Below are 21,987 nucleotides of genomic sequence, written 5' to 3' on the forward strand. Positions count from 1 at the left end.
CCTGCTGCACACTTACCTTACAGCTCTCTCACCTTACTGCACTCTCGAACAGCTGATTCACTTCGCGATCATCAACCCCCAGTGTCAGTAATATCTGCTTTTGAGCGGCCTCCAGTACACTCATGCGTTCCTGTTCGTCAGGCAGGCTTCTGGCGATGGCGACCGCGCCAACCAGTGAGGCGAGAATGGCGCGTGACTTCTCCGCGATCGCTTCCCGGTTCGGCTCGAATGGAAGCTTTTTCAGCCGGCTCAAGGCAATCAGGCGAGTCTCGAGCATTTTTTTCATGCGCAGATAGGACGCTTCGAACAGCACCTTGATTTCAGCATTGTCGTTGCCTAGCTCGTTGAACAGTACGTTTTCAGGGCCAGGCTTGCTCTTGCGCTCCAATTCCCGAAGGTTGCAGTAGTTGGCCACGAGAGCCGTCAAGTGCTTGACCGATAATGGTCCCTTGACGAGACGCGCAGCACGACTGTGCTTCAAGGTTTCACTGATGGAAGCACGGTACAGCGCTTCCTTGGACTCAAAATGGGCATAGAAGGCACCATGCGTCATCTTCGCCAGTTTCATGATCTGTCCGATCGAGACCTTGTTGAAACCGTAGCGACAGAACAGTTCAGTGGCTGAAGTCAGAATACGTTCTCTGGAACTTGCCTTGTGAGTAGCGGAATATGGCATGACGTCCTCGCCATCATGGAACCTGGGAAAACACTCGCGAAATCATCCAACAATATCATCGTGCTATCTGAATATTATCTTGATCATATAAAGCCCAGTGATAGCGTCACGATGACATTTGGTTTCAGGAGCAGTTTTCAGGAGGTCGTATGAAATCACCTATAGTCATCACCGGCATGGGCATGGTCAGCCCATTGGGTTGCGGCGTCAAGGCCGTTTGGGAACGCTTGGTGTCAGGGCGCTCAGGAATCGGCCTCATTTCACGCTTCGATACCAGTGCTCTGCCCATCAAGATAGCGGGCCTGGTTCCGGAGATTGCTGACGATGACGAGGCCGGACTCGACCTTGACCAGGTCGTCAGCCCCAAGGAACGCCGCAAGCAGGATCTGTTCTCCTTGTATGCTCTGGCAGCCGCAGAGCAGGCTTTGTCCCAGGCGAACTGGTTTCCGAAAGATGCGCAGGGCCAACGCGCCACGGCAACCATCATCGCAACGGGAATCGGTGGATTTCCGACCATCACCCAAGCCCAGAACACCCTGACTCAGCAAGGTCATCGACGCTTGTCACCTTTTACGGTGCCAGCCTTCCTTGCCAACATGGCAGCCAGCCAGCTGTCGATTCGTCATGGCTTCCGCGGCCCCTTGGGTTGCCCTGTCACGGCTTGTGCAGCAGGCCTGCAAGCCATCGGCGATGGCATGCGCATGATACGCAGCGGAGAAGCTGATGTTGCTCTGGTCGGTGGCGCCGAGGCCTGTGTCGACCCGCTTTCCCTGGCGGGATTTCATGCGCTCAAGGCACTGTCGACCGAGCAGCAGGCGCCAGCCAGCGCTTCTCGCCCTTTCGATCAGGCACGCAATGGTTTCGTCATGGGGGAAGGAGCGGGATTGATGGTCATCGAAACCCTCGAGCACGCCCTGAAGCGTGGCGCCACGCCATTGGCCATTGTCAGCGGCTATGGCACCAGCGCTGACGCTTACCATATCACGGCAGGCCCGGAAGACGGTTCAGGTGCCGCCGATGCTATCCACACGGCGTTGCGCATGGCTGAGCTGGCGCCCAGGGACATCGGCTATATCAATGCCCACGCCACATCCACTCCGGTGGGTGACAGGGCCGAAATTGCTTCGCTCCGGCGCGTCTTTGGTGATGACCTGCCCAATATCCCGATTTCTTCCACCAAGTCCGCGACCGGGCACCTGCTCGGGGCTGCCGGTGGCGTGGAAAGCCTGTTCAGCGCAATGGCCACGATGACCAATCAATTGCCGCCAACACTGAACATGGAGAGCGCCGACGCTGACATGCAGGACCTGGATTTTGTCCCAGGCGTTGCCCGGGAACAGGTGACCCAGCATGTACTATGCAACGGCTTTGGCTTCGGCGGAGTCAATGCCGCACTGATCGTCAGTCGCTTAGCGTAACGTCTTGGTGGATTAGGGCCATGAAAAGCCGTGGCTACTACGGCCTTTACTACGTACTACGGCTTTTCATGGCACGAGCATGACCTGCGCAAAGCTATCGTTACGCAAAGCTATCGGCTACATCTCTTCGACAGTGCGTCGGGTTGCCTCGATCAAGGCGCCGAAGGCGCTGACAGCAGCGGACTCGTTACGCTGTCGCATGGCATCCAACAGTTCGACGTGATGAACGAAGCTGGCATCAAATACCTGCAGGCGGTCTTCCAGGCTGTCCCAGGAAACATACAGGTCGTCATGCATCAGCCTGATCAGTCCTACCAGCACACTGTTGCCGCAGGCTTCGTAGATGGCCAGATGGAACGCCGCATCGGCCTCGCTGATACCAAGGAAGTCTTCTTTTTCTCTCGCCCGTTCATAGGCCTTGAGATGCGTGGCCATTTCCGCGAAAGCCGTCTCCGATCCACGCTGCGTTGCCAGTACAATGGCACGCTCTTCCAGCGCCTGGCGTACATCCAGCATCTCCAGCAGGTGCTCCTTGGCATCACTCAATCCGAGTGTTTCCAACAGCTGAAAGGTCTTCTGTTCACTGACGAATATGCCTTTGCCATTGATGATCTCGATGATGCCTTCAGCCTCGAGTTTCTTGAGGCCCTCTCGCAGTGTTGAGCGCCCGACCCCCAGGCGTACCATCCATTCAGATGCCGAAGGCAACTGATCACCCGCCTTGAGCTGTCTTTCGTTGATCCAGATGCTGATCTCACCAGCAACGGTATCGGATAAATAGAGCCTTTTCATTATCTTGAACAAGCACCCAGTTATTGGTTGGCAACTCACCTGATCGAACGTAATCGTATACCTTCGCCGGATCAATTGATGCAAGTCGCGCGCCATGCTAGCTTGACCTATCAGACAGGCTGACAGCTACTAACATAGATCGCATGACGAGGTACCCATTGGACAGCCAGGATCGCTACATCTGCCATCATGCCTTTGAACAAGACGCAGGCCACCATGGTGCGGTCACTCCGCCAGTCTACCAGACCAGCATCTTCACCTTTCCTGACCTGGAAACCTTCAGTCGCGCCCAGTTGAAAGAACGCGAACACTACATCTATAGCCGTGGACTCAATCCCGGCATCAAGCTGGTGGAGCGCAAGCTTGCAGCTCTTGAACGCGGTGAAGCCTGCAAGGCATTTGCCTCGGGCATGGGAGCTATCGCAGCCACGCTGTTCTCTCTGCTGCGCCAGGGTGACCATGTACTGCGCATCAACCAGACTTATGGCCCGACGGTCGAGTTGCTCGACCAGCTTGGTGTCTATGGCATCACGCATGACGGCATTCGTGGCAGCGATGATATCGAGGCCGCGCTACGTCCCACTACCCGTCTCATCTATGTGGAAAGCCCTTCATCCATGCTGATGGAGCTGGCAGACCTGGATGCCATCGCTCGTCTGGCCAGAGCCCGGAACATCATCACGGTCATTGATAACACCTGGGCCACGCCGCTGTTCCAGAAGCCACTGCAACACGGTTTCGATCTTGTCATCCATTCCCTATCCAAGTACATCGGGGGGCACAGCGACGTCGTCGGGGGCGCCGTCATCGGCTCCTTAGAGATGATTGACCGACTGTTCGCCGTCGGCCATCAACTGCTTGGCGCCGCTCTAGCGCCACATAATGCCGCTCTGGTTCTACGAGGTCTGCGCACCCTGCCATTGCGCATGAAGGAACATCAGCACAACGCACTGTGCGTCGTCGAGTATCTCGCTGCCCAGCCCCAGGTGCTGGAAGTCCACCATCCCAGTCTCGCATCAGGCCAGGCTGCCAATTGGGCAGAAAAGCAGCTCAGTGGCCACACGGGACTATTGAGCTTCCAGATCCAGCAACCGACTTATTCCCGTATCGCAGGCTTCATCGATGCGCTTCAGCTGTTCCGCATCGGGGTGAGCTGGGGCGGTTACGAAAGTCTCGCGGTGTCGCCCATGCGCCCCGATGGCAGTGGACAGCCACTTATTCGTCTTGCCATTGGGCTGGAGGACATCGATGACATCGTTGCCGATCTTGCCAGGGGGTTGAACGCCCTCGACCACTGAGCGCTCAGGAGGATTCCACATGCCAGCTCAGCAACAATTACAACCTGGTTTCGTACCATCGCTATTACTGGTAACCACCATTGCTGTCGCGATCACCTATGGCATCGTCATCTCAGGTCTGCCCACTGAACTGGTGCTGATCAGTTGCGGTGCGTTGGCAACGCTTTTCACTATTCTTCATGGCGGCACCTGGCAATCAGTGATGGACATCATGGGCCACAAGATCAAGACAGCCCTGACCGCCATTCTCGTGCTCTACAGTATCGGCATGATCATCGGTACCTGGATGATCTCCGGCACCATCCCTTACTTCATCTATCATGGCCTGGAACTGGTGGATCCACGTTACCTGTATGTGATGGCCTTCTTCGGAACAGCAATCGTATCGACCTTTACCGGCACGTCCTGGGGTTCCGCCGGCACACTGGGCGTGGCGATCATGGGCATCGCCACGGCCATGGACGTCAATCTCGCCATTACCGCTGGCGCGGTGCTCTCCGGGGCCTATTTCGGTGACAAGCTATCACCGCTGTCCGATACCACCATCATGGCCTCCATGGTCGTCGGCGTAGATCTCTACCGACATATCCGCCACCTGATGTTCACTTCGTTACCGGCCGCCGTGCTTGCCGCCACCGTCTATCTGTTGCTGGGCCTGAATATGGGAGATAGCACAGCAACTCCTGCCGCCATTTCGCAAGGTGCCGATCAGATTCGCTCTCTCTTCGATCTCAATCTGTGGCTGATGCTACCGGTGGTCATCGTGCTGGCCGGCTCCATTCGCAAGAAGCCCACTCTGGTCGTGCTGTTCCTTGCTACGTTATGTGCCATCGTGCTGGCCCTTACCGTGCAACAGGCACCGCTATCAGCCGTAGCCTCAGCCGCAGTGTCAGGTTTCAATGTCGAGTTGCTGAGCATGATCCACCCGGAAATCGATGCAGACAGCCTCTTGCCAGCGCTGCTGACCCTGCTCAATCGTGGTGGGCTCTACAGCATGCATGGTGCAGTACTCTTCGTGTTCTGCGCCTTCTTCTTTGCCTCGGCATTGGAAGCCTCTGGCGTTCTGCAGGTCGTCCTGAACAGGACCCTGGCCTACGTACGCTCCGCCACCGGCACCATTCTTGCCTCGCTGGCGGCGGGAATGGCCATCATCCTCGCCACGGGCAACAGTTACGTGACCTTCTTTCTGACTCGCGAATTGTTCGCCGAACAATATCGCAAGCGCGGTCTGCACCCGCTGAATCTGTCACGCAGCCTCGAGGACGGTGGCATGATTCCGGAGCCCCTAGCCCCCTGGACAGTATCGGCGGTGTACATGGCGGCAACCCTGGGCGTAGCGACCATAGAGTATGCTCCCTGGGCACTGTTCAACTACCTTGGCCTGGTCTTCTCGATAGTGCTGGCTGTGGCGGGTCCGTGGACGAGATGGTTCGGAGTACGGCGCATTGCCGTGGAAGACGACATCACCGAGAACGGTGGCGGAGGACAGGTAGCAGAACCCGTTGCACGCTAGCCGACTGCTCTCTCTACACCAAACACAAGTCTGCGCCAAAACACACAAGGCCCCGATGACAAGGATGTCATCGGGGCCTTGTGCATTGTGTCAGCTTTTCAGTTCCCGCCTCATCAGCTCTCGCTATCAGACTCGCCACTCAACGGCCTGACCCAGATATTGCGATAGCTGACATCGGCGTCATGATCCTGGAGATACAGCGGAGCACAGTCATGTGCGGTGTACTGCGGCTCTCCAATCCATTCCGTATTGCCTTGGATCTCGACATGATTCTGCACCAGCACGCCGTTGTGCAGCACACTGACATAGGCTGGTGATTCGAGCTCGCCGCCAGTACCGAAGCGTGGAGAGGTGAAAATGATATCGTAGCTCTGCCACTCCCCCGGTGCCCGTGAAGCGTTCACCAACGGGATATGCTGCTTGTAGACCGATGCGGCCTGGCCATTGGCATAGGTAGGATTGTCCCAGGAATCCAGTACCTGCACTTCATAACGCTCCTGCAGGAAGATGCCACTGTTGCCACGATCCTGGCCATCGTAGCCTTGCGTGTCGGCAGGTGCGCGCCATTCGACATGCAATTGCATGTCACAGAATGCGTCCTTGGTACGGATGCCACCTTGTCCCCGGGCAACGCTGACAGCCCCATCTTCGACCTGCCACGCTGCTGCGCCGCCCTCCTCGCCTTCCCAGGCATCGAGGTTGGTACCATCAAACAGCACGATGGCATCGGACGGAACCTGCCCCGGTTCCGCCGAGACTTTCTCTGGTACAGGCTCCCATACTTCCGTCTTGGCGGCCTGCTGCTCTTCCGGTGTCAACTCTTGCGCTGATGGTTCATCAGACGCCAGCACGGTACCACCAGATACGCACAACAGCATGCAGGCGGCTCCCAGCCGGGAAAATCCACGAAGAGACGAGCTCTGCGGCATGACAACACCTCCCTGTCAGCGGCCCCTGTCGACGGGGCCGCTTTCAATGAATGACATATCGAGAATCAAGTTGAACAATGCATGACGACGCATACGACATAGCACATACGGCTATGGATTGTGCTGAAGGCAAACGGATCACGTCGCCCAGGCTGGCTCTCCCGGCTGGTAGGTCAGATTGCCATCGTAACGCCCGGGCACCGCCACGTAGTTCAATACTTCTGTGGCACCGACCTTCGAGGTAAAGAAGCCGAACAGCGTGAGCTGCTTGATCAGGGTAAAGCCATTGGTCACGCCGGTCTCATCATCGATGCTTGGTTCGATCCCCTTTTCCTGGAGTTCGGCCAATGCCTCTTTGTCGAGGACAGCGATGAGCTCTTCACGCTCATTGGCATCCAGCTCCATGAAACTGCGCCCATACTTCTCGTCACTACGTGCTTGAATGCCACTGACACCCTGCAAGAAGATGGCACGCTGTTCCTCGGTGTAACAGTCACGTACGAACACCTCCATGAACTCGGCCACCTTGGCGTCCTTGGCGCCTGGGGTTTGCGTACGGGGCAGGATGGTCTCCGAGACTTCTTCCAGGATTCCACGCTGTTCAGCATTGAACAGCACCTTTTCACCATCGCCCGCAGCCCAGGTGAACATGGCATTGCCACCCACCATGGCGGCGCCTGTAGCCACGGCAATCATCTTCAGCAGTTCTCGACGCTGCATCACAGATTCCCCTTCTTCAGTTCGGATACGGCGAAGTCCACAGCCCGCGCAGTCAGCGCCATATAGGTCAGTGATGGATTGACACAGGAGGCTGAAGTCATGCAGGCCCCATCCGTGACGAATACATTGGGGGCATCCCACACCTGGTTATGGGCATTGAGTACCGAAGTGGCTGGATCACGGCCCATGCGAGCGCTTCCCATCTCATGGATGCCCATGCCAGGACCATAGTCTTTCTCTACCGCTCTAACATTCTTCACGCCGGCGGCTTCAAGGATGTCCATGGCATCCTGAGTCATGTCCTTGCGCATGGCATGTTCGTTTTCCTTGAGCTCAACATCCATGGCCAGCACCGGCAGGCCCCACTTGTCGGTCACGTTGTGATCCAGGGAAATGCGGTTGTCATGATATGGCAGCATTTCACCAAAGCCCGTCATGCCGACTGTCCAGCCGCCAGGCTCGCTTAGCGCCTGCTTGAAGGCAGCTCCCGGACTCAGCTCCGCGATGTTGCGTTCCCAGCCCTGACGACTGGCCGAGCCCTGATAGCCGAAGCCACGTAGATAGTCACGCTGCTCGTCACCGAGATTGCGGAAACGGGGGATATAGAAGCCCGCTGGACGGCGCCCGTAATAGTAACGGTCGTCATAGCCTTCGATGGTACCTGCCGCGCCACGGCGGAAATGGTGATCCATGACATTGTGGCCCAGCTCACCGCTGCTGCTGCCAAGGCCATCCGGCCAGATGTCCGTGGCCGAGTTCATCAGGATCCAGGTCGAGTTGAACGCAGAGGCATTGAGGAACACGACATCCGCAGTGTATTCGTAGGTCTGGTTGGTTTCTGCATCCAGGACCTCGACACCACGCGCCTTCTTCTTGTCCTTGTCGTACAGCACCTGGGTGACAATGGAGAAAGGCCGCAGGGTCAGGTTGCCGGTGGCCATGGCCGCGGGCAGAGTCGACGACTGAGTACTGAAATACGCACCGTACGGACACCCCAGCCAGCATTTGTCACGGAACTGACAGTTGGCACGCCCTTGCTCAGGCTTGGGCTCAGTGATATTGGCCACGCGGCTATGAATCAGATGCCGGGTTCCACCGAATGACTTCTTCAGCCGTTCGGCCATGTCCTTTTCCACTACATTCAGCGGGATAGGCGGAAGGAACTGACCATCCGGCAGCACGTCCAGGCCTTCCCGAGAACCGGAAATGCCGGCAAAACGCTCTACATGGTCGTACCAGGGTTCCAGATCGGCATAGCGGATCGGCCAGTCGATCGCGATGCCATCGCGCTGATTGGCTTCAAAATCCAGGTCCGACCAACGGTAGCTATGGCGCCCCCACATCAAGGAACGGCCACCCACGTGATAGCCTCGAAACCAGTCAAAGCGCTTTTCCTCGACATAGGGGCAGTCCTTCTCGTTGGCCCACATGCCCTGGGTCTGCTCATTGAGCGGGTAGTCACGGCTGAGAACCGGGTAATCATCCTTCATCTGCTGGGTGGCTTCGCCTCGATGAGGATAGTCCCAGGCTTCCTTGTGAGCGTTGTGGTAATCCTTGACATGCTCGATATTGCGCCCCCGCTCAAGCATCAATACCTTGAGGCCTTTTTCTGACAGCTCCTTGGCCGCCCATCCTCCGCTGATGCCAGAGCCTACGACGATGGCATCATAATGCTGGTTCGCCATGCTTCCTCCTCCTTGCTTGTTCCGGTCTTTTTGTTGTCTCTGGACCATGTATCCAGACGGTCATTCCTTAGCGCTTGACCACATCCACCAGGGTGGATTTAAGGAAGCTGGCTCCCTGCTCGATGACAGCCTGTGCGTCTGCTGGCTGATCGTGTTCGATGATGTACCAGGGATTACCTTCAGCCTCGGCAGCAGGCAGAATCGCTGCCCAATCGAGAACACCTTGATCCAGGGCGGCAAAGCCCTTTTCATCCTCAGCCGTGCCTTCAGGCGCATTGTCCTTGGCGTGAATGGCGAACAGACGGTCCTCGAAATTGGCCAGGTAATCTGCTGGATCCAGACCTGCACGAGCAACCCAGGCCACATCGACCTCTGCCATCACTTCAGGGCCTGCTGCATCCAGCAGTATTTCCAGCGCAGTTTCTCCGTCATAGGACTGCATTTCGAAATCGTGATTGTGATAGGCCAAATGCAGATCCTGCTGAGCCAGGTCATCGGCGAGTTCCCCTATTTCTTCGCCCAATGCCTGCCAGCCAGCCTTGTCGGTGGGCCGAGCCTCTTCTTCTAGATATGGAATGACGATGGTGTCGTTGCCAATGGCCTTGTGGAAAGCGACCACCTCATCCAGGTCGCTGCGCAGCTTGTCCAACTGCACATGGCTGGAGATGACCTCAAGGCCATGCTTGTCGAGCAACGTGGTCATTTCCTCGGCGCTGACATCCTGGTCACCCACCAGCTCTACGGCTTCGACACCGGCTTGCTCAACGGCGGCAAACTGCTCATCCAGGGAGCCCAGATGCCGCAATGTGTACATCTGCACGGCAATGGGCAATGCGGCTTCTTCTTGCCCGCTATCCTGAGCCCCTGCAGGCGAGGCACATAGCACGCTCATGCCAGACAGCAGCACTCCCTTGAGCAAATGGCGATGGACAAGATTCTTTGACGTGACAGTCATGGCGCAACGACTCCTTGTTGTTTTGAGCTGATTACGTATCAGGCTACATGCATGCAGCCGTTCCAGGGCGGCAGTCTTGAATGGCCGGCAGATGTAACCGGTTACATCAGCTTATCATTAGTAGCTCATTCCGCACGGTTTGAGGTATCCCCAAACACTAAGACATTGGTCGCATCGACGATAGTAGTGAGAAATTTTCGGACAGTCGCAGGTAGTGGAGTCAAGGAAGTCCTTTTCGTCGATTTTGTTATGTTATAAAGTTTCATGCCTTTTGGACTCACCTACAGCACAAGGACATCTCGAGATGCACTGGCACCACTCCCTGGCCCTGTTACTGGCAGGATCACTTTGCATAGGCTCGGCAGCCGCTGAGGATGATCGCCTGGATATCGTTGCACCCTGGGAAATCAACAGTCTGGACCCGGTCCAGTCGGGATATGTCTATGGCCGCATGCAGGTTGCCGAGACCCTGGTCAAGAGTGATATCGAGGGCAACCTGGTTCCAGGGCTGGCAACTGACTGGAAGAGTGAGGACGGCGGCAAGGTCTGGCACTTCACCCTGCGGGATGGCGTGCGTTTCCATGACGACAGTGACATGACAACCGAGGCGGTGGTTGCATCACTCGAACGCACTCTGGCCAACCCTGGCGCCTTGTCAGTCGCAAGGATCAAGGACATCAGCGGTGAAGGCCATACCCTGACATTTACCCTTGAATCACCTTATGCCTCGCTACCTGCCCTTCTGACGCACTACTCCAGTCAAATCCTGGCGCCCAGCGCTTATGACGAGCATGGCAAGGTGACAGCACTGATTGCCACCGGCCCCTATCGTGCTACCAATCTGGCGCTGCCTCAGCGCCTGGAAACGGAAAGTTTCCCGCATTACTGGGGGGCTCAGCCCAGTATTACCAAAGCCAGCTATCTTGCAGCCCCCCGAGGTGAAACCCGGGCGCTGATGGCACAGAGTGGTGATGCCGACATCGCCTTTACCCTGGATGCCGCCAGCCAGGCACGCCTCAAGGCAACATCCGGTGTGAGGTTGGAAGCTGTACCGATTCCGCGCACCGTGGTAATCAAGCTGAATGCCAGCAAAGCCGGCTTTGACAACGCGGAAGCTCGGCATGCCATCAGCCAGGTCATCAATCGTCAGGGTATCGCCCGTGGTGTCATGCGCGTCGAAGATGCTGCCGCCAGCCAGTTGTTACCGCCAGGAGTTCCTGGTTGGCACCTCGACGACCTGGCAGTGCCTGAACAGGATCTGGAAGCGGCCGAGGCCATATTGGCCAAGCAGGGCTGGCAACGTGGCGATGATGGCATCCTGGTAAAGGATGGCCAGCGCTTCAGTGCCACCCTGACGACCTTCGCCGACCGCCCGGAGCTTCCCGTCATCGCCACTGCGCTTCAGGACCAGTTCCGCCAGTTGGGCATTGATGTCAATGTCAGCGTCGGCAATTCCAGCGATATTCCTGCCGGCCATCACGACGGTTCGCTGGACATGGGGCTGTTGGCACGTAACTTTGGCCTGGTTCCGGACCCTCTGCCGACCATCATGCAGGACTATGGACCCCAGGGTGGCGACTGGGGTGCCATGCATTGGTCCAGTGATGAACTCTCCAGCATTCTCGCTTCTCTTCAACAAACAGACGGCACGTCGTCACGCACACAACTGGCCGCACAGGCAGCCGGGATTCTTCATCAGGAGATGCCGGTCATTCCTGTGGCCTGGTACGTGCAGACCGCCGCGGTCAACGAGCGTCTTTCCGGCTTTGTCATCGACCCGTTCGATCAAAGTTATCGCCTCAGCGAATTGAGCTGGAGAAAATGATGGTACGTCAGTTGTCATCGCTGCTGTCGCAGCGCCTCGTCCAGGCAGGCCTGGTGGCCTGGATCGTCGGCACCCTCACCTTTCTGCTGACCCGCTCTCTTCCCGGCGACATGGCTTGGCGCATCGCTGCCGGGCGTTATGGCTATGAACAGGTCAACGCGGAAGCCGCTGCCGCAGTGCGGGCGGAAATGGCCCTCGACACTTCCCCCTGGAGCGCCTATCTGCACTGGCTGGGCGAACTGCTGTCCTTCAACCTGGGGCGCTCGCTGGTCAGCGGTGAAAGTGTCGCCGATGAACTGGCCCACCAATTGGGACACTCTCTCGACCTGGCACTCATGGCCGTGCTGATTGCCCTGTTGTTCGCCTTCCCGCTTGGCATCATTGCTGGCCTCAAGCCAAGAGGCATCATCGACCGGCTAAGCCTGCTGGGCGCAGTAGCATTGCGTTCCCTGCCGCCTTTCGTGATCGGTCTGCTGTTGATCATGCTGTTCTCGGTCAGCCTTGGCTGGTTTCCTGCGGCCGGCCATGGCAGTGGAAATCACCTTTGGCTACCGGCCATGGCACTCGCCTTAGGCCTGGCTGCCGTTTCGACACGCGTCACACGGCATGCCATGGCTCGCGTGGCGGCATCACCGTACTACTCATTTTCACGCACCAAGGGCCTGAATGGCTGGCAGACCCTGCAGCGTCACGGTCTACGCAATGTTGGCGTGCCGGTGGTGGCCTACCTCGGCGTGCAACTCATCTATCTGATCGAAGGCGTGGTGGTCATCGAATCATTGTTTGCCTGGCCTGGGATTGGACATGCCTTGGTTCATGCCGTCGTCGCCCGTGACATTCCCATGATCCAAGGTACCGCGCTGGTCATGGGCCTCGCGTTTGTCGCACTCAATACCCTGGTGGATATTGCCTGCATGATCATCGACCCAAGGAGACGCCTGGCATGATGGCATCATCATCCTCTACTGAACGCCACTCCCGCGGCTTGCCCACACTGACACGCCTGGGTCTGCTGCGTGGCCTGTCAGTACCCTTTGGCCGTCTGATCGGGCTCGTCATGCTGCTCTTGCTGGCTGCCTTTGCCTGGCTGACACCCCATCTGTCCACTGCCGAACCCTATCGTCAGGACTTGATGGCGACCTTGCTGCCACCGGGTAGCGAGCATTGGCTGGGCACCGACCATCTGGGGCGCAGCCTGCTCGCCCGCCTGGCCGATGCCGTGCGCCTGTCAATGGGTCTTGCCCTGCTGAGTGTCGCCAGTGCAGCGATACCAGGAATCCTGTTCGGTATCGTGGCGGGCTGGCGAGGCGGTTGGTGCGATCGCCTGTTGAGCACCCTTGCCGATTGTATCCTCGCCTTGCCCGGCCTGTTGCTGGTGCTCATGCTGGCAGCCATTGCACCTGGCAATTTCTGGACACTCTATGTCGGTATCGCACTGGTACTGTGGGTCGAGTACTTCCGTGTAGTGCGTGCCGCCACCCAGACCCTGGCCGCATCTCCTCAGGTCCAGGCATCACGCCTCCTCGGTTTCGGCCGTTGGTACATCATTCGTCGCCACCTGTGGCCCGAACTGGCGCCGCAGGTCATGACCCTGGCCGCCTTCGGGGCAGCGACTGCCATCCTTGCAGTTTCCTCGCTTGGCTTCGTCAGCATCGGCCTGAAGCCGCCCACCGCAGAGCTGGGCTTGATGATGACGGAGCTGTTCCCCTACTACCAGGAAGCGCCATGGGCACTGGCCCAGCCCGTTATTGTCCTGTTTCTACTGGTCTTGAGCTTTCAACTTCTGGCTGGGAGTGAGCCGAAATGAGCATCGTCATGGACGTCCGTGAACTGAGCGTCACCACGCGAAGCCCCACGCCAGATATTCTGGTGCACCCGATTTCCTTCTCTCTGAAAGCAGGTCAGCCTTTGACTCTGCTGGGGGAAACAGGCTCAGGCAAAAGCCTTCTGGCCCAGGCCCTCATGGGCAACCTGCCGCGTGAATTGCAGGCTTCTGGCCAAGTCTTCGTCGATGGCGTCGACCTTCTGCAACTGCCACCTCGACAGCGGCAACGCTGGTGGGGACGACGCATGGCCATGCTGCCCCAGGAGCCCTGGCATGCCCTGGATCCGACAATGGCCATCGACCAGCAGATCAGTGAAGGCTATCGCCTGGTCGCGGGGCTATCAGCGCAGCAAGCCGAAGAAACGGCCTTGGTCGATCTGGAACAACTGGATCTCAAGCAGGTGGAAGGATACCTGCCCAGCGAGCTTTCAGGTGGAATGGCCCAGAGAGCGGCTTTCGCTGCCGCTCGAACCGGAGCAGCCACCATCGTCATCGCCGACGAGCCTACCAAGGGACTGGATAATGCACGTCGTGATGATGTCGTTCGACTCCTGGCTCAGGCCGCACGGGAGCAGGGTGTCCTGCTCACCATCACCCATGACATTGCGGTGGCCCGGCAATTGAGCCAGCTAGGCGGCGACATCATGATCGTCAAATCGGGAAAATGCATGGAGCATGGCCCAGCCCACGACATACTCGACAATCCAGCCAGCGACTACGGCCAACGCCTGCTGGCAGCAGACCCGCAGTCCTGGCCAGCGGTGCAACATACCCAGCGCCCCCTCCCTTCACCCATCATCGAGGCACAATCCGTCACCAAGACTCGGGGAGGAAAGCTGCTGTTCCAGGATCTTTCCTTGAGCCTGTCACCCGGTGAGATCGTTGGCATCACCGGTCCCAGTGGCTGTGGCAAGAGCACCCTGGGAGACATGCTGCTGGGCCTGGTCAAACCTGACCGGGGGAAGGTCTGCAGGAGCAATGACTATTCCCCCAGGCGCTTCCAGAAGCTGTACCAGGACCCGCCTGCCGCCTTCTCTCCCTATTGGACAATGGGTACGTTGCTGGCAGACCTGTGTCGCCTGCACCGTATCGAGCACAGGCGCATCCCTTCATTGCTCAAACGCCTGGAACTACACCCGGACTTGCTGGGACGCCGTCCCGATGCCATTTCTGGTGGAGAACTACAGCGTTTTGCCATCCTGCGTGCCTTGTTGCTGGATCCCGTCTTCCTGTTTGCCGACGAGCCAACCTCTCGACTTGACCCCATTACCCAGCAGGAAACCATCGCCTTACTGGTGGAACTGGCTCGGGAAAGACACTGCGCGCTACTTCTGGTGAGCCACGACGAAGCGCTGGTTCAGCACAGTTGCGACCGACAGATAGCACTGCATCATTGACGTTTTCCCACACAAGAATGCCTCGACTATCGACGGCAGACCGTGGACATGACCGGCACCGCTCCTTATCATCGCTTCATTTATCGAATTGAACGCCGCCCAAGATGGGCGGCGTGACGAGTCGATTTTTCACCATCATTTTCATGTATTGCCGATACAAGGACGCTAGCGTCATGCCATTTCGACCGATTTCTGTCTTTCCCCTGGTGGGCGCACTGCTGTTAGGCGGCTGTGCCCTGACGCCGGTCGATCGCACGCCTCCTCCAGCTCCTGTTACTCCTGCCCAATTCGATGCGGGCCTCGCCCGGCTAGAGGCCCAGCTGGCCAGCCAGTGCAGCCTGACTCAGAGCATGCTGAGCGAAGGTGCTGTACGCGATCAGGTGCTCAACTCCGACGTCCGTGCCATCAATGGCCAGCTGCGTAGCCTGCGGACTGAACTGGCCAATGCCGCTAGTGCATCCACTCCCGCACCGGCAGCCAGTGAGTGTCGCCATGTCAATGTCGACGGAGTCAGTGACAAGGAGCTGGTCGGTCGCAACGAATGGATCGGCCTGCCCAGTATCGGCACATACCTCAAGGCCCGTATCGATTCCGGAGCCAACACCTCTTCTCTGAGTGCCCAGGATATCCGCACCTTTGAGCGCGATGGTGATTCCTGGGTACGCTTCAAGCTTGGCCTCACTGATGACGATGTCGCCATTGATAGTGTTCGGGACAAGTGGATCGAAGCCCCGATCGAACGCGAGGTCAAGGTGACACAGGCCAATGGCTCGCAGAGCCGCCCTGTTGTCAGCCTTTTGATGACCCTGGGCCCTATTCGGGAACAGGTGGAATTTACGCTTGCCGACCGTACCGAGCTCAATTACCCAGTATTGTTGGGCCGCCGGTTCCTGATGGATATCGCTATCATCGATGTAGCGGAGCACTATCTCCATGCTCGCCCCGAGTTCCCTGGCGGCGAGCCTGCCAGTGACTCTGCCGATGAAGAAGCTACCGACGCCAAGCAAGACGATCAGGAATCTCTCTGAGACCCAATGCCAGTATGCCGGGCCTCCCATCCCGGCATTACGTCCCTAGCAAGGAAGAATCATGTCCAGACTCCCCTTTTATCTGATCGTCGCCCTGTTGATGGTGGCGGGCATTGCCATGAGCATTCATCGGCATGTGCAATTCGAAGTTCCCTGGACACCAGGTGAACAGCGCCAGGTATGGGAAATCGAGGCCCAGGTAATTTTTGATGGTAATGGCGGTCCTGCCAAGGTGGATATGGCATTGCCCTCATCGCAACCTGGTTTTCGTGTTCTGACTGAACACACTGCTTCGCCCGGTTATGGACTGTCCTTCCTGCAGGAAGCGGGCGCCCGTCGTGCCGAATGGTCTACGCGTGAGGCCACCGGCGATCAGCGTCTGTACTACAGCGCCCAGGTCCTGGTCACTGACGACCTGCGCAAGGCGTCAGAAGCACCTGCGGTCACGAAGCTTCAGGAAGTGGCTTGGGAACGCCCCTATGACACCGCTGCTGAACAGGTCATCTCCGAAGCCTGGTCCCACTCCTCGGATGCCTCCACCTTCACTCGCGAGTTGATCTCCGAATTCACCGACGAGCGCCAGGGAGAGAATGCTCGCCTGTTGCTCACTCAGTTTGACCGTGTCCCCTTGCTGGTACGTTTGCTCAACCAGGCTGGCGTGCCTGCCCAGGAAGTCAGCGGCCTGATGCTGGAAGATGGCCGCCGTCGCCAGAGCCTGACCTCATGGCTGCAGATCTATGATGATGGCCGGCAGATGCTGTTCGACCCGGCCACTGGCGTCCAGGGACGTCCCGACAACCTGTTGATGTGGGAAAATGCCGGTCAGGCCGTGCTTGAAGTCGAAGGCGGCAGCAATTCTCGTATTTCCTTCTCTATGCTGTCTCGCAACCAGCCGGCCGCCGCCGCTGTACGCAGCCAGCTGGCCGAAGACAATGACACTCTGCTGAACTTCTCCATTCATAGCCTGCCGCTGGAAGAACAGGCATTGTTCCAGACCATTCTGCTGATCCCCATCGGCGCTCTGGTGGTGGTGATTCTGCGCGTACTGGTCGGTCTCAAGACCTCGGGTACCTTCATGCCCGTACTGATTGCCCTGGCCTTCATCCAGACCTCACTGCTGACAGGCCTGGTCGGTTTCCTGCTGGTGGTCGCTACCGGCCTGGTAATCCGAAGTTACCTTTCTCATCTCAACCTACTCCTGGTGGCGCGAGTCACGGCGGTGATCATAACCGTCATCGCCATCATCTCCATCTTCACGGTAGTGTCCTACCGCATGGGCCTCAACGCCGGCCTGACCATCACCTTCTTCCCGATGATCATCCTGTCCTGGACCATCGAGCGGATGTCTATCCTGTGGGAGGAAGAAGGTCCCAAGGAAGTCATCAAGCAAGGAGGCGGCAGCCTGATCACTGCTGTTCTGGCCTACCTGGCGATGAACAATCCCTGGATCCGCCATATCACCTTCAATTTCCTCGGGGTTCAGTTGATCCTGATGGCAATGATCCTGCTGCTTGGCAACTACACCGGTTACCGCCTGCTGGAGCTGCGCCGCTTCAAGCCGGTCACGGAGGACTAAGTCATGTCTCACGGAGGACCAGGCCATGCGTAACTGGACCAGCCCAGGCAAGCTGAAGGCCAAGGGCATCATTGGCATGAACCGGAGGAACATCCGCTACATCGGTCGCTACAACGACCGCAGGCTGTATCCTCTTGTCGATGACAAGCTCAAGACCAAGTTGCTGGCTCAAGAGTACGGCATCACCACCCCGGGACTGATTGGCACTGTCACCACTCAGTTTGGTGTCCAGCATATTGCCGAGATGCTTGCCGGCCACAATGGCTTTGTGATCAAGCCCGCCAAGGGCAGCGGCGGCAAGGGCATCCTGGTGATCGAGAAGGTCGTGGGCAAGCACTTCCTCAAGCCCAGCGGGGCCGAACTGGATATCGAAGATGTGGAACGTCATGTCTCCAACATCCTGTCCGGATTGTACTCCCTCGGCGGCTCCCCGGACGTTGCCCTTGTCGAAGCGCTGATCAACTTCGATACCAGTTTCGCCGAATACACCTATGAAGGCGTGCCGGACATTCGCGTCATCGTCTTCAAGGGCTATCCGGTAATGGCCATGATGCGCCTGTCCACTGCAGCTTCGGACGGCAAGGCCAACCTCCACCAAGGCGCCGTCGGGGTTGGCATCGATATCGCCAGCGGACGTGCCGTACGTGGAGTGCAGTTCGATCGTTCGCGTACGGATCACCCGGATACCGGACACGAGCTTTCCAGCTTGCACATCAACGGCTGGACCAAACTGCTGGAGCTGGCCTCGGGGTGCTATGAAATGACGGGACTCGGCTACCTGGGAACCGACATGGTCCTCGATCGAGATCACGGCCCCATGCTGCTGGAGCTCAATGCACGCCCGGGCCTGGCCATCCAGATGGCCAATGGTGAAGGGCTGCGCAGCCGGCTGGACCTGATCGAGCGTCAGCCGGAAGGTGTTCCCGTCGCTGAACGGGTGGCCTTCTCCCAGCAGCATTTCGCCCGCCAGGGTGAGCTACAGGTAGAAAAGGAAGTTCCTGCCGCTGTCTAGCCTGCTGGCCCGCACCGCGGCAGCAGCGTAGACTGATGATCCGAGAATCGATACCTGGACAACATGACCGATACTGCATTGCTCCACCAGGCTGAACAGCATTGTGCACGCCGTGGTGTCCGTTTCACTCCGATTCGGCGCCGCGTGCTCGAACTGATCGCAGAGACCAGCGGGGGCCTGAAGGCCTACGACCTGCTGGATCGGCTTGCCACCGAACATGCCGCAGCTCGTCCTCCCACGGTGTACCGCGCCCTGGAGTTTCTGATTGATCAGGGACTCGTGCATCGCATCGAGTCACTCAATGCCTATGTCGCCTGCCACTGTCCAGAGCATACACATCGCTTTCAACTGCTGATCTGCCGCGACTGCGGCAGAGTCGAAGAACTGCACCTCGACGAGATCAACGACCAACTGGCATCCCGGGCCCATGAGCTAGGCTTCCAGGTCCAGCGCCAGACCATTGAGCTGCTTGGTTTGTGCCAGGATTGTCGTCAGAGCCCTCAGCGATAGAAAAGAGCCATCAGCGTCAGCGACATAAAAGCCCCTTTTACTGGACCCGAGTCATGAGTGACACCTTCAAGCGTCTTGAACGCGCCGCCCCCGACACTCGCCTCCCCATCAATGAAGTTCTGGATGCCGTCCGCTTCAATGATGATGGCCTGATACCCGCCATTGCCCAGCAGCATGACAGCGGAGAAGTGCTGATGATGGCCTGGATGAATCGCGAGGCACTGGAAGAAACCCTGAATACTGGCCGTGTCTGCTACTTTTCACGCTCGCGCCAGAAGCTGTGGCGAAAAGGGGAATCCTCAGGACAGCAGCAGCATTTGAAGAGCGCCGCCCTGGACTGTGATGGTGATACACTGTTGCTGCAGGTCGATCAAACAGGCCCGGCTTGCCACACTGGACGCAAGAGCTGCTTCTATGTCGGCCTGGAGGGGAATCAGGCTCGAGTCACCAGCTCACCACTGATTGATCCTGATACGCTCTATTCTTCCAAGGGCTGACTGGCAACTCAGCCTATCAAGGCTTGCTGGCCTAGCGAGGCAAACACCATGTGCAGCGAGAAGAGAACAGATGCCGCTTTCGGCGCTCAGGCCTCCCTGCTGTGGCGCTGTCTCGCCCTGCCTGCCGTGGTGTTGATCAAAGCCTATCAGCTATTGATCAGCCCCATTCTCGGACCCCGCTGCCGTTACTGGCCAAGCTGTTCCCATTACGGCAAGGAGGCCATTCAGGTTCATGGACCACTCAAGGGGGGCTGGCTGACCTTCACGCGCATCATGCGCTGCCGCCCCGGCGGAGGCAGTGGCATCGACCCAGTCCCTGGCGGACCGAGCGAAGCCATGTGTCGGGAAGACCCGGAGCTCGATGCACAGTTTCGTCCCATTGCTCCCTCGGTCGCTCCTGAACCTCAACAGCAATCCGACAGAACCGGGGATAAATAACCTAGGAAGAAGAAGCACCGGGACGTGTCCCTGCCCCCTCACCCAGAGCCCGCTGCATCAAGACGGTATCCACCCATCGGCCATGTTTGAAGCCAACAGCATGGAATGTTCCGGCCATCGCGAACCCCATTCGCTGGTGCAACGCAATGGATGCTGCGTTCTCACTGTTGCCGATCACTGCCAACATCTGCCGCCACGGCCCCTTTTCGCAGCGTTTGATCAACGCTTCCAACAGAGCACTACCGACGCCATTGCCACCACAACCTTCGGCAACATACACAGAATTCTCGACACTGAACCGGTAGGCTGCACGCGGCCGATAGCTTGCCGCATAGGCATAGCCGACGATGTCGCCACGGTGCTCTGCCACCAGGAATGGCAACCCTGCATCGAGAATAACCTGGCGCCTTGCCATCAACTCATCGACAGCAGGAGGGACTTCCTCGAAAGTGGCCAGCCCGTGCAGGACATGGTGCGCATAAATGCTCTGCACCGCAGCCATGTCAGAGTCATTGGCATCACGCACCAGAAGAGGCTGATGACCAGAATCTGTGCCAACACCACCTACCACGTCCATTCCTCCTGCTCGAGTTGACCTCGCATGCTCAGTCTTATCTATATCCGGGTCATCTTATGCCGCTGCTTCCTGGTGGGCGACCTGATAGATGCGCTCCAGCATGCTGTTGAGGCCATTGCTGCGTGTCGGCGAGAGATGCTTGTCCAGTCCCAGATCCTTGAGGAAGTGGGGGCTGGTGCCGACAATATCTGACGGCATGCGGTCATTGTAGATACGCATCAATACCGCGATGAGACCAGATACGATGGCAGCATCAGAAATGGCATCGAAGTGCAACGCATCACCACGACGTTCGTGACGCATCCAGACATTCGACTGGCAACCCTGAATTTTCAATTCATCCAGTTTCCAGTCGTCGGGAAAGGCCGGCAACGCCTTGCCCATATCAATGATGTACTGATAGCGGTCCATCCAGTTGTCGAACAGTTCGAACTCTTCGAGCAGTTCCTGCTGAGCTTGTTCTGCGGTGGTAATGCTGGTCATGGTGCCTCCGGAATCGTTGCCTCGATTATACCTCCCAGAGGCACCCTCGTCCCAGGCTCAACAATCTCTCGCTGGACTTTTATGCGAGACTTGCACGACAGTCTCTACACAAGCCGTTCAAGTGCCTGCCGGAAGCGGGCAGTCAGCTCGGCTTGGTCGAGCGGCTCCTCCGCCGTATTCTGCATCAGTTGACGGAAGACTCCGTCGATCATGGCATAGCCCAGCGAAGGAGCCAGTCCCCCTTGGGAAGAAGCAGCGCGCAGGGCCACACCGAGCGTCCGATTAAGCTTGTCCTCGATCTCCGCTACCACAGGTCGGAACGTTGGATCAAACATCGCCTGGCTACGAATGTCATACCACAGCCGGTGGGTGGATAGATCATCGGTGATCGACCTCGCCAGCTCCGCAGCCAGGCTATCGAGAATCCTGTTGGGCGCGGTATAGCCACTTACGGCACTCTCGATACGACCGATGAACTCAGCCTTGTAGAGACGTACGCAATAGGTGATCAGCTCCACCTTGTCGGTAAAGTAATAGGTCAGGCTGCCCAGCGACATACCGGAGTGCTCGGCAATGTCACGCATGGTGGTATTGGCATACCCCAGGCGTTTCAAAGCATCCAAGGTGCTGACAGCAATCTCGGCCTTCTTCGACTCTCGCTTGGCCGCCTTGCGCTGCGCACGTTCCTCGAGTTTGGTTGCTGAATGTGGCAGATCCGGATCTGAAAGTCGTTGATTCATCTGCTCGTCTACTCTGGTATCTGTATCTCCCGACGGAGATCAATGCATGTGTGGGGCAGGCAAGCTTTGCCCTGAAATGCTGCCCTGACCGTT

22 protein-coding genes are annotated in these 21,987 nt (G+C 57.9%); 13 read left to right on the plus strand and 9 right to left on the minus strand.

Annotated features, from left to right (window positions below; translation table 11 throughout):
* Nucleotides 1–28: 28 nt before the first annotated feature.
* On the minus strand, nucleotides 29–676 hold the full coding sequence (locus tag Q1K07_RS07275) for a TetR/AcrR family transcriptional regulator (protein ID WP_149284808.1): 648 nt from the start codon (nucleotides 674–676) through the stop codon (nucleotides 29–31).
* Nucleotides 677–825: 149 nt separating this feature from the next.
* Between Q1K07_RS07275 and fabF the strand changes: the two genes are divergently transcribed.
* Nucleotides 826–2,094 (plus strand): beta-ketoacyl-ACP synthase II, encoded by a 1,269-nt coding sequence (gene fabF / locus Q1K07_RS07280; protein ID WP_300309442.1) that lies wholly within the window; start codon nucleotides 826–828, stop codon nucleotides 2,092–2,094.
* A 117-nt stretch (nucleotides 2,095–2,211) separates the two neighbouring features.
* On the opposite strand, the gene Q1K07_RS07285 is transcribed toward fabF, so the two are convergent.
* Nucleotides 2,212–2,886 carry an FCD domain-containing protein gene (locus Q1K07_RS07285; protein ID WP_300309443.1) on the minus strand — a complete coding sequence of 225 codons (675 nt, stop codon included), beginning with the start codon at nucleotides 2,884–2,886 and terminating at the stop codon, nucleotides 2,212–2,214.
* A 158-nt stretch (nucleotides 2,887–3,044) separates the two neighbouring features.
* Between Q1K07_RS07285 and Q1K07_RS07290 the strand changes: the two genes are divergently transcribed.
* Together Q1K07_RS07290 and nhaC are read left to right on the plus strand one after the other, a co-directional pair.
* Nucleotides 3,045–4,184, plus strand: coding sequence for an aminotransferase class I/II-fold pyridoxal phosphate-dependent enzyme (locus tag Q1K07_RS07290; RefSeq protein ID WP_300309444.1), 1,140 nt, complete (start codon nucleotides 3,045–3,047; stop codon nucleotides 4,182–4,184).
* A gap of 19 nt (nucleotides 4,185–4,203) precedes the next feature.
* Nucleotides 4,204–5,697, plus strand: a complete 1,494-nt coding sequence (gene nhaC / locus Q1K07_RS07295) for a Na+/H+ antiporter NhaC (protein ID WP_300309445.1) — start codon at nucleotides 4,204–4,206, stop codon at nucleotides 5,695–5,697.
* Between the two features lie 113 nt (nucleotides 5,698–5,810).
* On the opposite strand, the gene Q1K07_RS07300 is transcribed toward nhaC, so the two are convergent.
* The 4 genes from Q1K07_RS07300 to Q1K07_RS07315 form a co-directional block, all read right to left on the minus strand.
* Nucleotides 5,811–6,626 (minus strand): DUF1080 domain-containing protein, encoded by an 816-nt coding sequence (locus Q1K07_RS07300; RefSeq protein ID WP_300309446.1) that lies wholly within the window; start codon nucleotides 6,624–6,626, stop codon nucleotides 5,811–5,813.
* Nucleotides 6,627–6,764: 138 nt separating this feature from the next.
* A complete protein-coding gene (locus tag Q1K07_RS07305; RefSeq protein WP_300309447.1) occupies nucleotides 6,765–7,346 on the minus strand; it encodes a gluconate 2-dehydrogenase subunit 3 family protein in 582 nt (193 codons plus the stop codon).
* Nucleotides 7,346–9,031, minus strand: a complete 1,686-nt coding sequence (locus Q1K07_RS07310; protein ID WP_300309448.1) for a GMC family oxidoreductase — start codon at nucleotides 9,029–9,031, stop codon at nucleotides 7,346–7,348. Before Q1K07_RS07310 ends, Q1K07_RS07305 begins: the two co-directional genes overlap by 1 nt.
* A gap of 67 nt (nucleotides 9,032–9,098) precedes the next feature.
* On the minus strand, nucleotides 9,099–9,986 hold the full coding sequence (locus Q1K07_RS07315; protein ID WP_300309449.1) for a sugar phosphate isomerase/epimerase: 888 nt from the start codon (nucleotides 9,984–9,986) through the stop codon (nucleotides 9,099–9,101).
* 304 nt (nucleotides 9,987–10,290) lie between these two features.
* Here Q1K07_RS07315 and Q1K07_RS07320 point away from each other — a divergent pair, with 304 nt between their 5' ends.
* The 10 genes from Q1K07_RS07320 (at nucleotide 10,291) to yidD (ending at nucleotide 20,094) form a co-directional block, all read left to right on the plus strand.
* On the plus strand, nucleotides 10,291–11,811 hold the full coding sequence (locus Q1K07_RS07320) for an ABC transporter substrate-binding protein (RefSeq protein ID WP_300309450.1): 1,521 nt from the start codon (nucleotides 10,291–10,293) through the stop codon (nucleotides 11,809–11,811).
* Nucleotides 11,808–12,758, plus strand: a complete 951-nt coding sequence (locus Q1K07_RS07325; RefSeq protein ID WP_300309451.1) for an ABC transporter permease — start codon at nucleotides 11,808–11,810, stop codon at nucleotides 12,756–12,758. Before Q1K07_RS07320 ends, Q1K07_RS07325 begins: the two co-directional genes overlap by 4 nt.
* Nucleotides 12,755–13,618, plus strand: a complete 864-nt coding sequence (locus Q1K07_RS07330; RefSeq protein ID WP_300309452.1) for an ABC transporter permease — start codon at nucleotides 12,755–12,757, stop codon at nucleotides 13,616–13,618. Before Q1K07_RS07325 ends, Q1K07_RS07330 begins: the two co-directional genes overlap by 4 nt.
* Nucleotides 13,615–15,033 (plus strand): ATP-binding cassette domain-containing protein, encoded by a 1,419-nt coding sequence (locus Q1K07_RS07335; RefSeq protein WP_300309453.1) that lies wholly within the window; start codon nucleotides 13,615–13,617, stop codon nucleotides 15,031–15,033. Before Q1K07_RS07330 ends, Q1K07_RS07335 begins: the two co-directional genes overlap by 4 nt.
* A 173-nt stretch (nucleotides 15,034–15,206) precedes the next feature.
* Nucleotides 15,207–16,061: an ATP-dependent zinc protease gene (locus Q1K07_RS07340; protein ID WP_300309454.1), complete on the plus strand. Its 855-nt coding sequence runs from the start codon at nucleotides 15,207–15,209 to the stop codon at nucleotides 16,059–16,061.
* 61 nt (nucleotides 16,062–16,122) lie between these two features.
* The gene (locus tag Q1K07_RS07345; RefSeq protein WP_300309455.1) at nucleotides 16,123–17,637 is read left to right on the plus strand and encodes an inactive transglutaminase family protein; all 1,515 of its coding nucleotides are present in this window, start codon (nucleotides 16,123–16,125) and stop codon (nucleotides 17,635–17,637) included.
* Between the two features lie 25 nt (nucleotides 17,638–17,662).
* Nucleotides 17,663–18,649 carry an alpha-L-glutamate ligase-like protein gene (locus tag Q1K07_RS07350; protein WP_300309456.1) on the plus strand — a complete coding sequence of 329 codons (987 nt, stop codon included), beginning with the start codon at nucleotides 17,663–17,665 and terminating at the stop codon, nucleotides 18,647–18,649.
* Between the two features lie 63 nt (nucleotides 18,650–18,712).
* Nucleotides 18,713–19,159, plus strand: a complete 447-nt coding sequence (locus tag Q1K07_RS07355; protein WP_300309457.1) for a transcriptional repressor — start codon at nucleotides 18,713–18,715, stop codon at nucleotides 19,157–19,159.
* A 53-nt stretch (nucleotides 19,160–19,212) separates the two neighbouring features.
* Nucleotides 19,213–19,656 carry a phosphoribosyl-AMP cyclohydrolase gene (hisI, locus tag Q1K07_RS07360; protein WP_300309458.1) on the plus strand — a complete coding sequence of 148 codons (444 nt, stop codon included), beginning with the start codon at nucleotides 19,213–19,215 and terminating at the stop codon, nucleotides 19,654–19,656.
* A 48-nt stretch (nucleotides 19,657–19,704) separates the two neighbouring features.
* The gene (yidD, locus tag Q1K07_RS07365) at nucleotides 19,705–20,094 is read left to right on the plus strand and encodes a membrane protein insertion efficiency factor YidD (protein WP_300309459.1); all 390 of its coding nucleotides are present in this window, start codon (nucleotides 19,705–19,707) and stop codon (nucleotides 20,092–20,094) included.
* 1 nt (nucleotide 20,095) lies between these two features.
* On the opposite strand, the gene Q1K07_RS07370 is transcribed toward yidD, so the two are convergent.
* The 3 genes from Q1K07_RS07370 to Q1K07_RS07380 all read right to left on the minus strand — a co-directional run bounded on the left by Q1K07_RS07370 (nucleotide 20,096) and on the right by Q1K07_RS07380 (nucleotide 21,894).
* Nucleotides 20,096–20,665: a GNAT family N-acetyltransferase gene (locus tag Q1K07_RS07370; RefSeq protein WP_300309460.1), complete on the minus strand. Its 570-nt coding sequence runs from the start codon at nucleotides 20,663–20,665 to the stop codon at nucleotides 20,096–20,098.
* 60 nt (nucleotides 20,666–20,725) lie between these two features.
* Nucleotides 20,726–21,154 carry a SufE family protein gene (locus Q1K07_RS07375; RefSeq protein WP_300309461.1) on the minus strand — a complete coding sequence of 143 codons (429 nt, stop codon included), beginning with the start codon at nucleotides 21,152–21,154 and terminating at the stop codon, nucleotides 20,726–20,728.
* 104 nt (nucleotides 21,155–21,258) lie between these two features.
* A complete protein-coding gene (locus Q1K07_RS07380; protein WP_300309462.1) occupies nucleotides 21,259–21,894 on the minus strand; it encodes a TetR/AcrR family transcriptional regulator in 636 nt (211 codons plus the stop codon).
* Nucleotides 21,895–21,987: the final 93 nt, after the last annotated feature.

Origin of the sequence: Halomonas sp. (assembly GCF_029263665.1) — a bacterium.
Taxonomy (GTDB): domain Bacteria; phylum Pseudomonadota; class Gammaproteobacteria; order Pseudomonadales; family Halomonadaceae; genus Halomonas.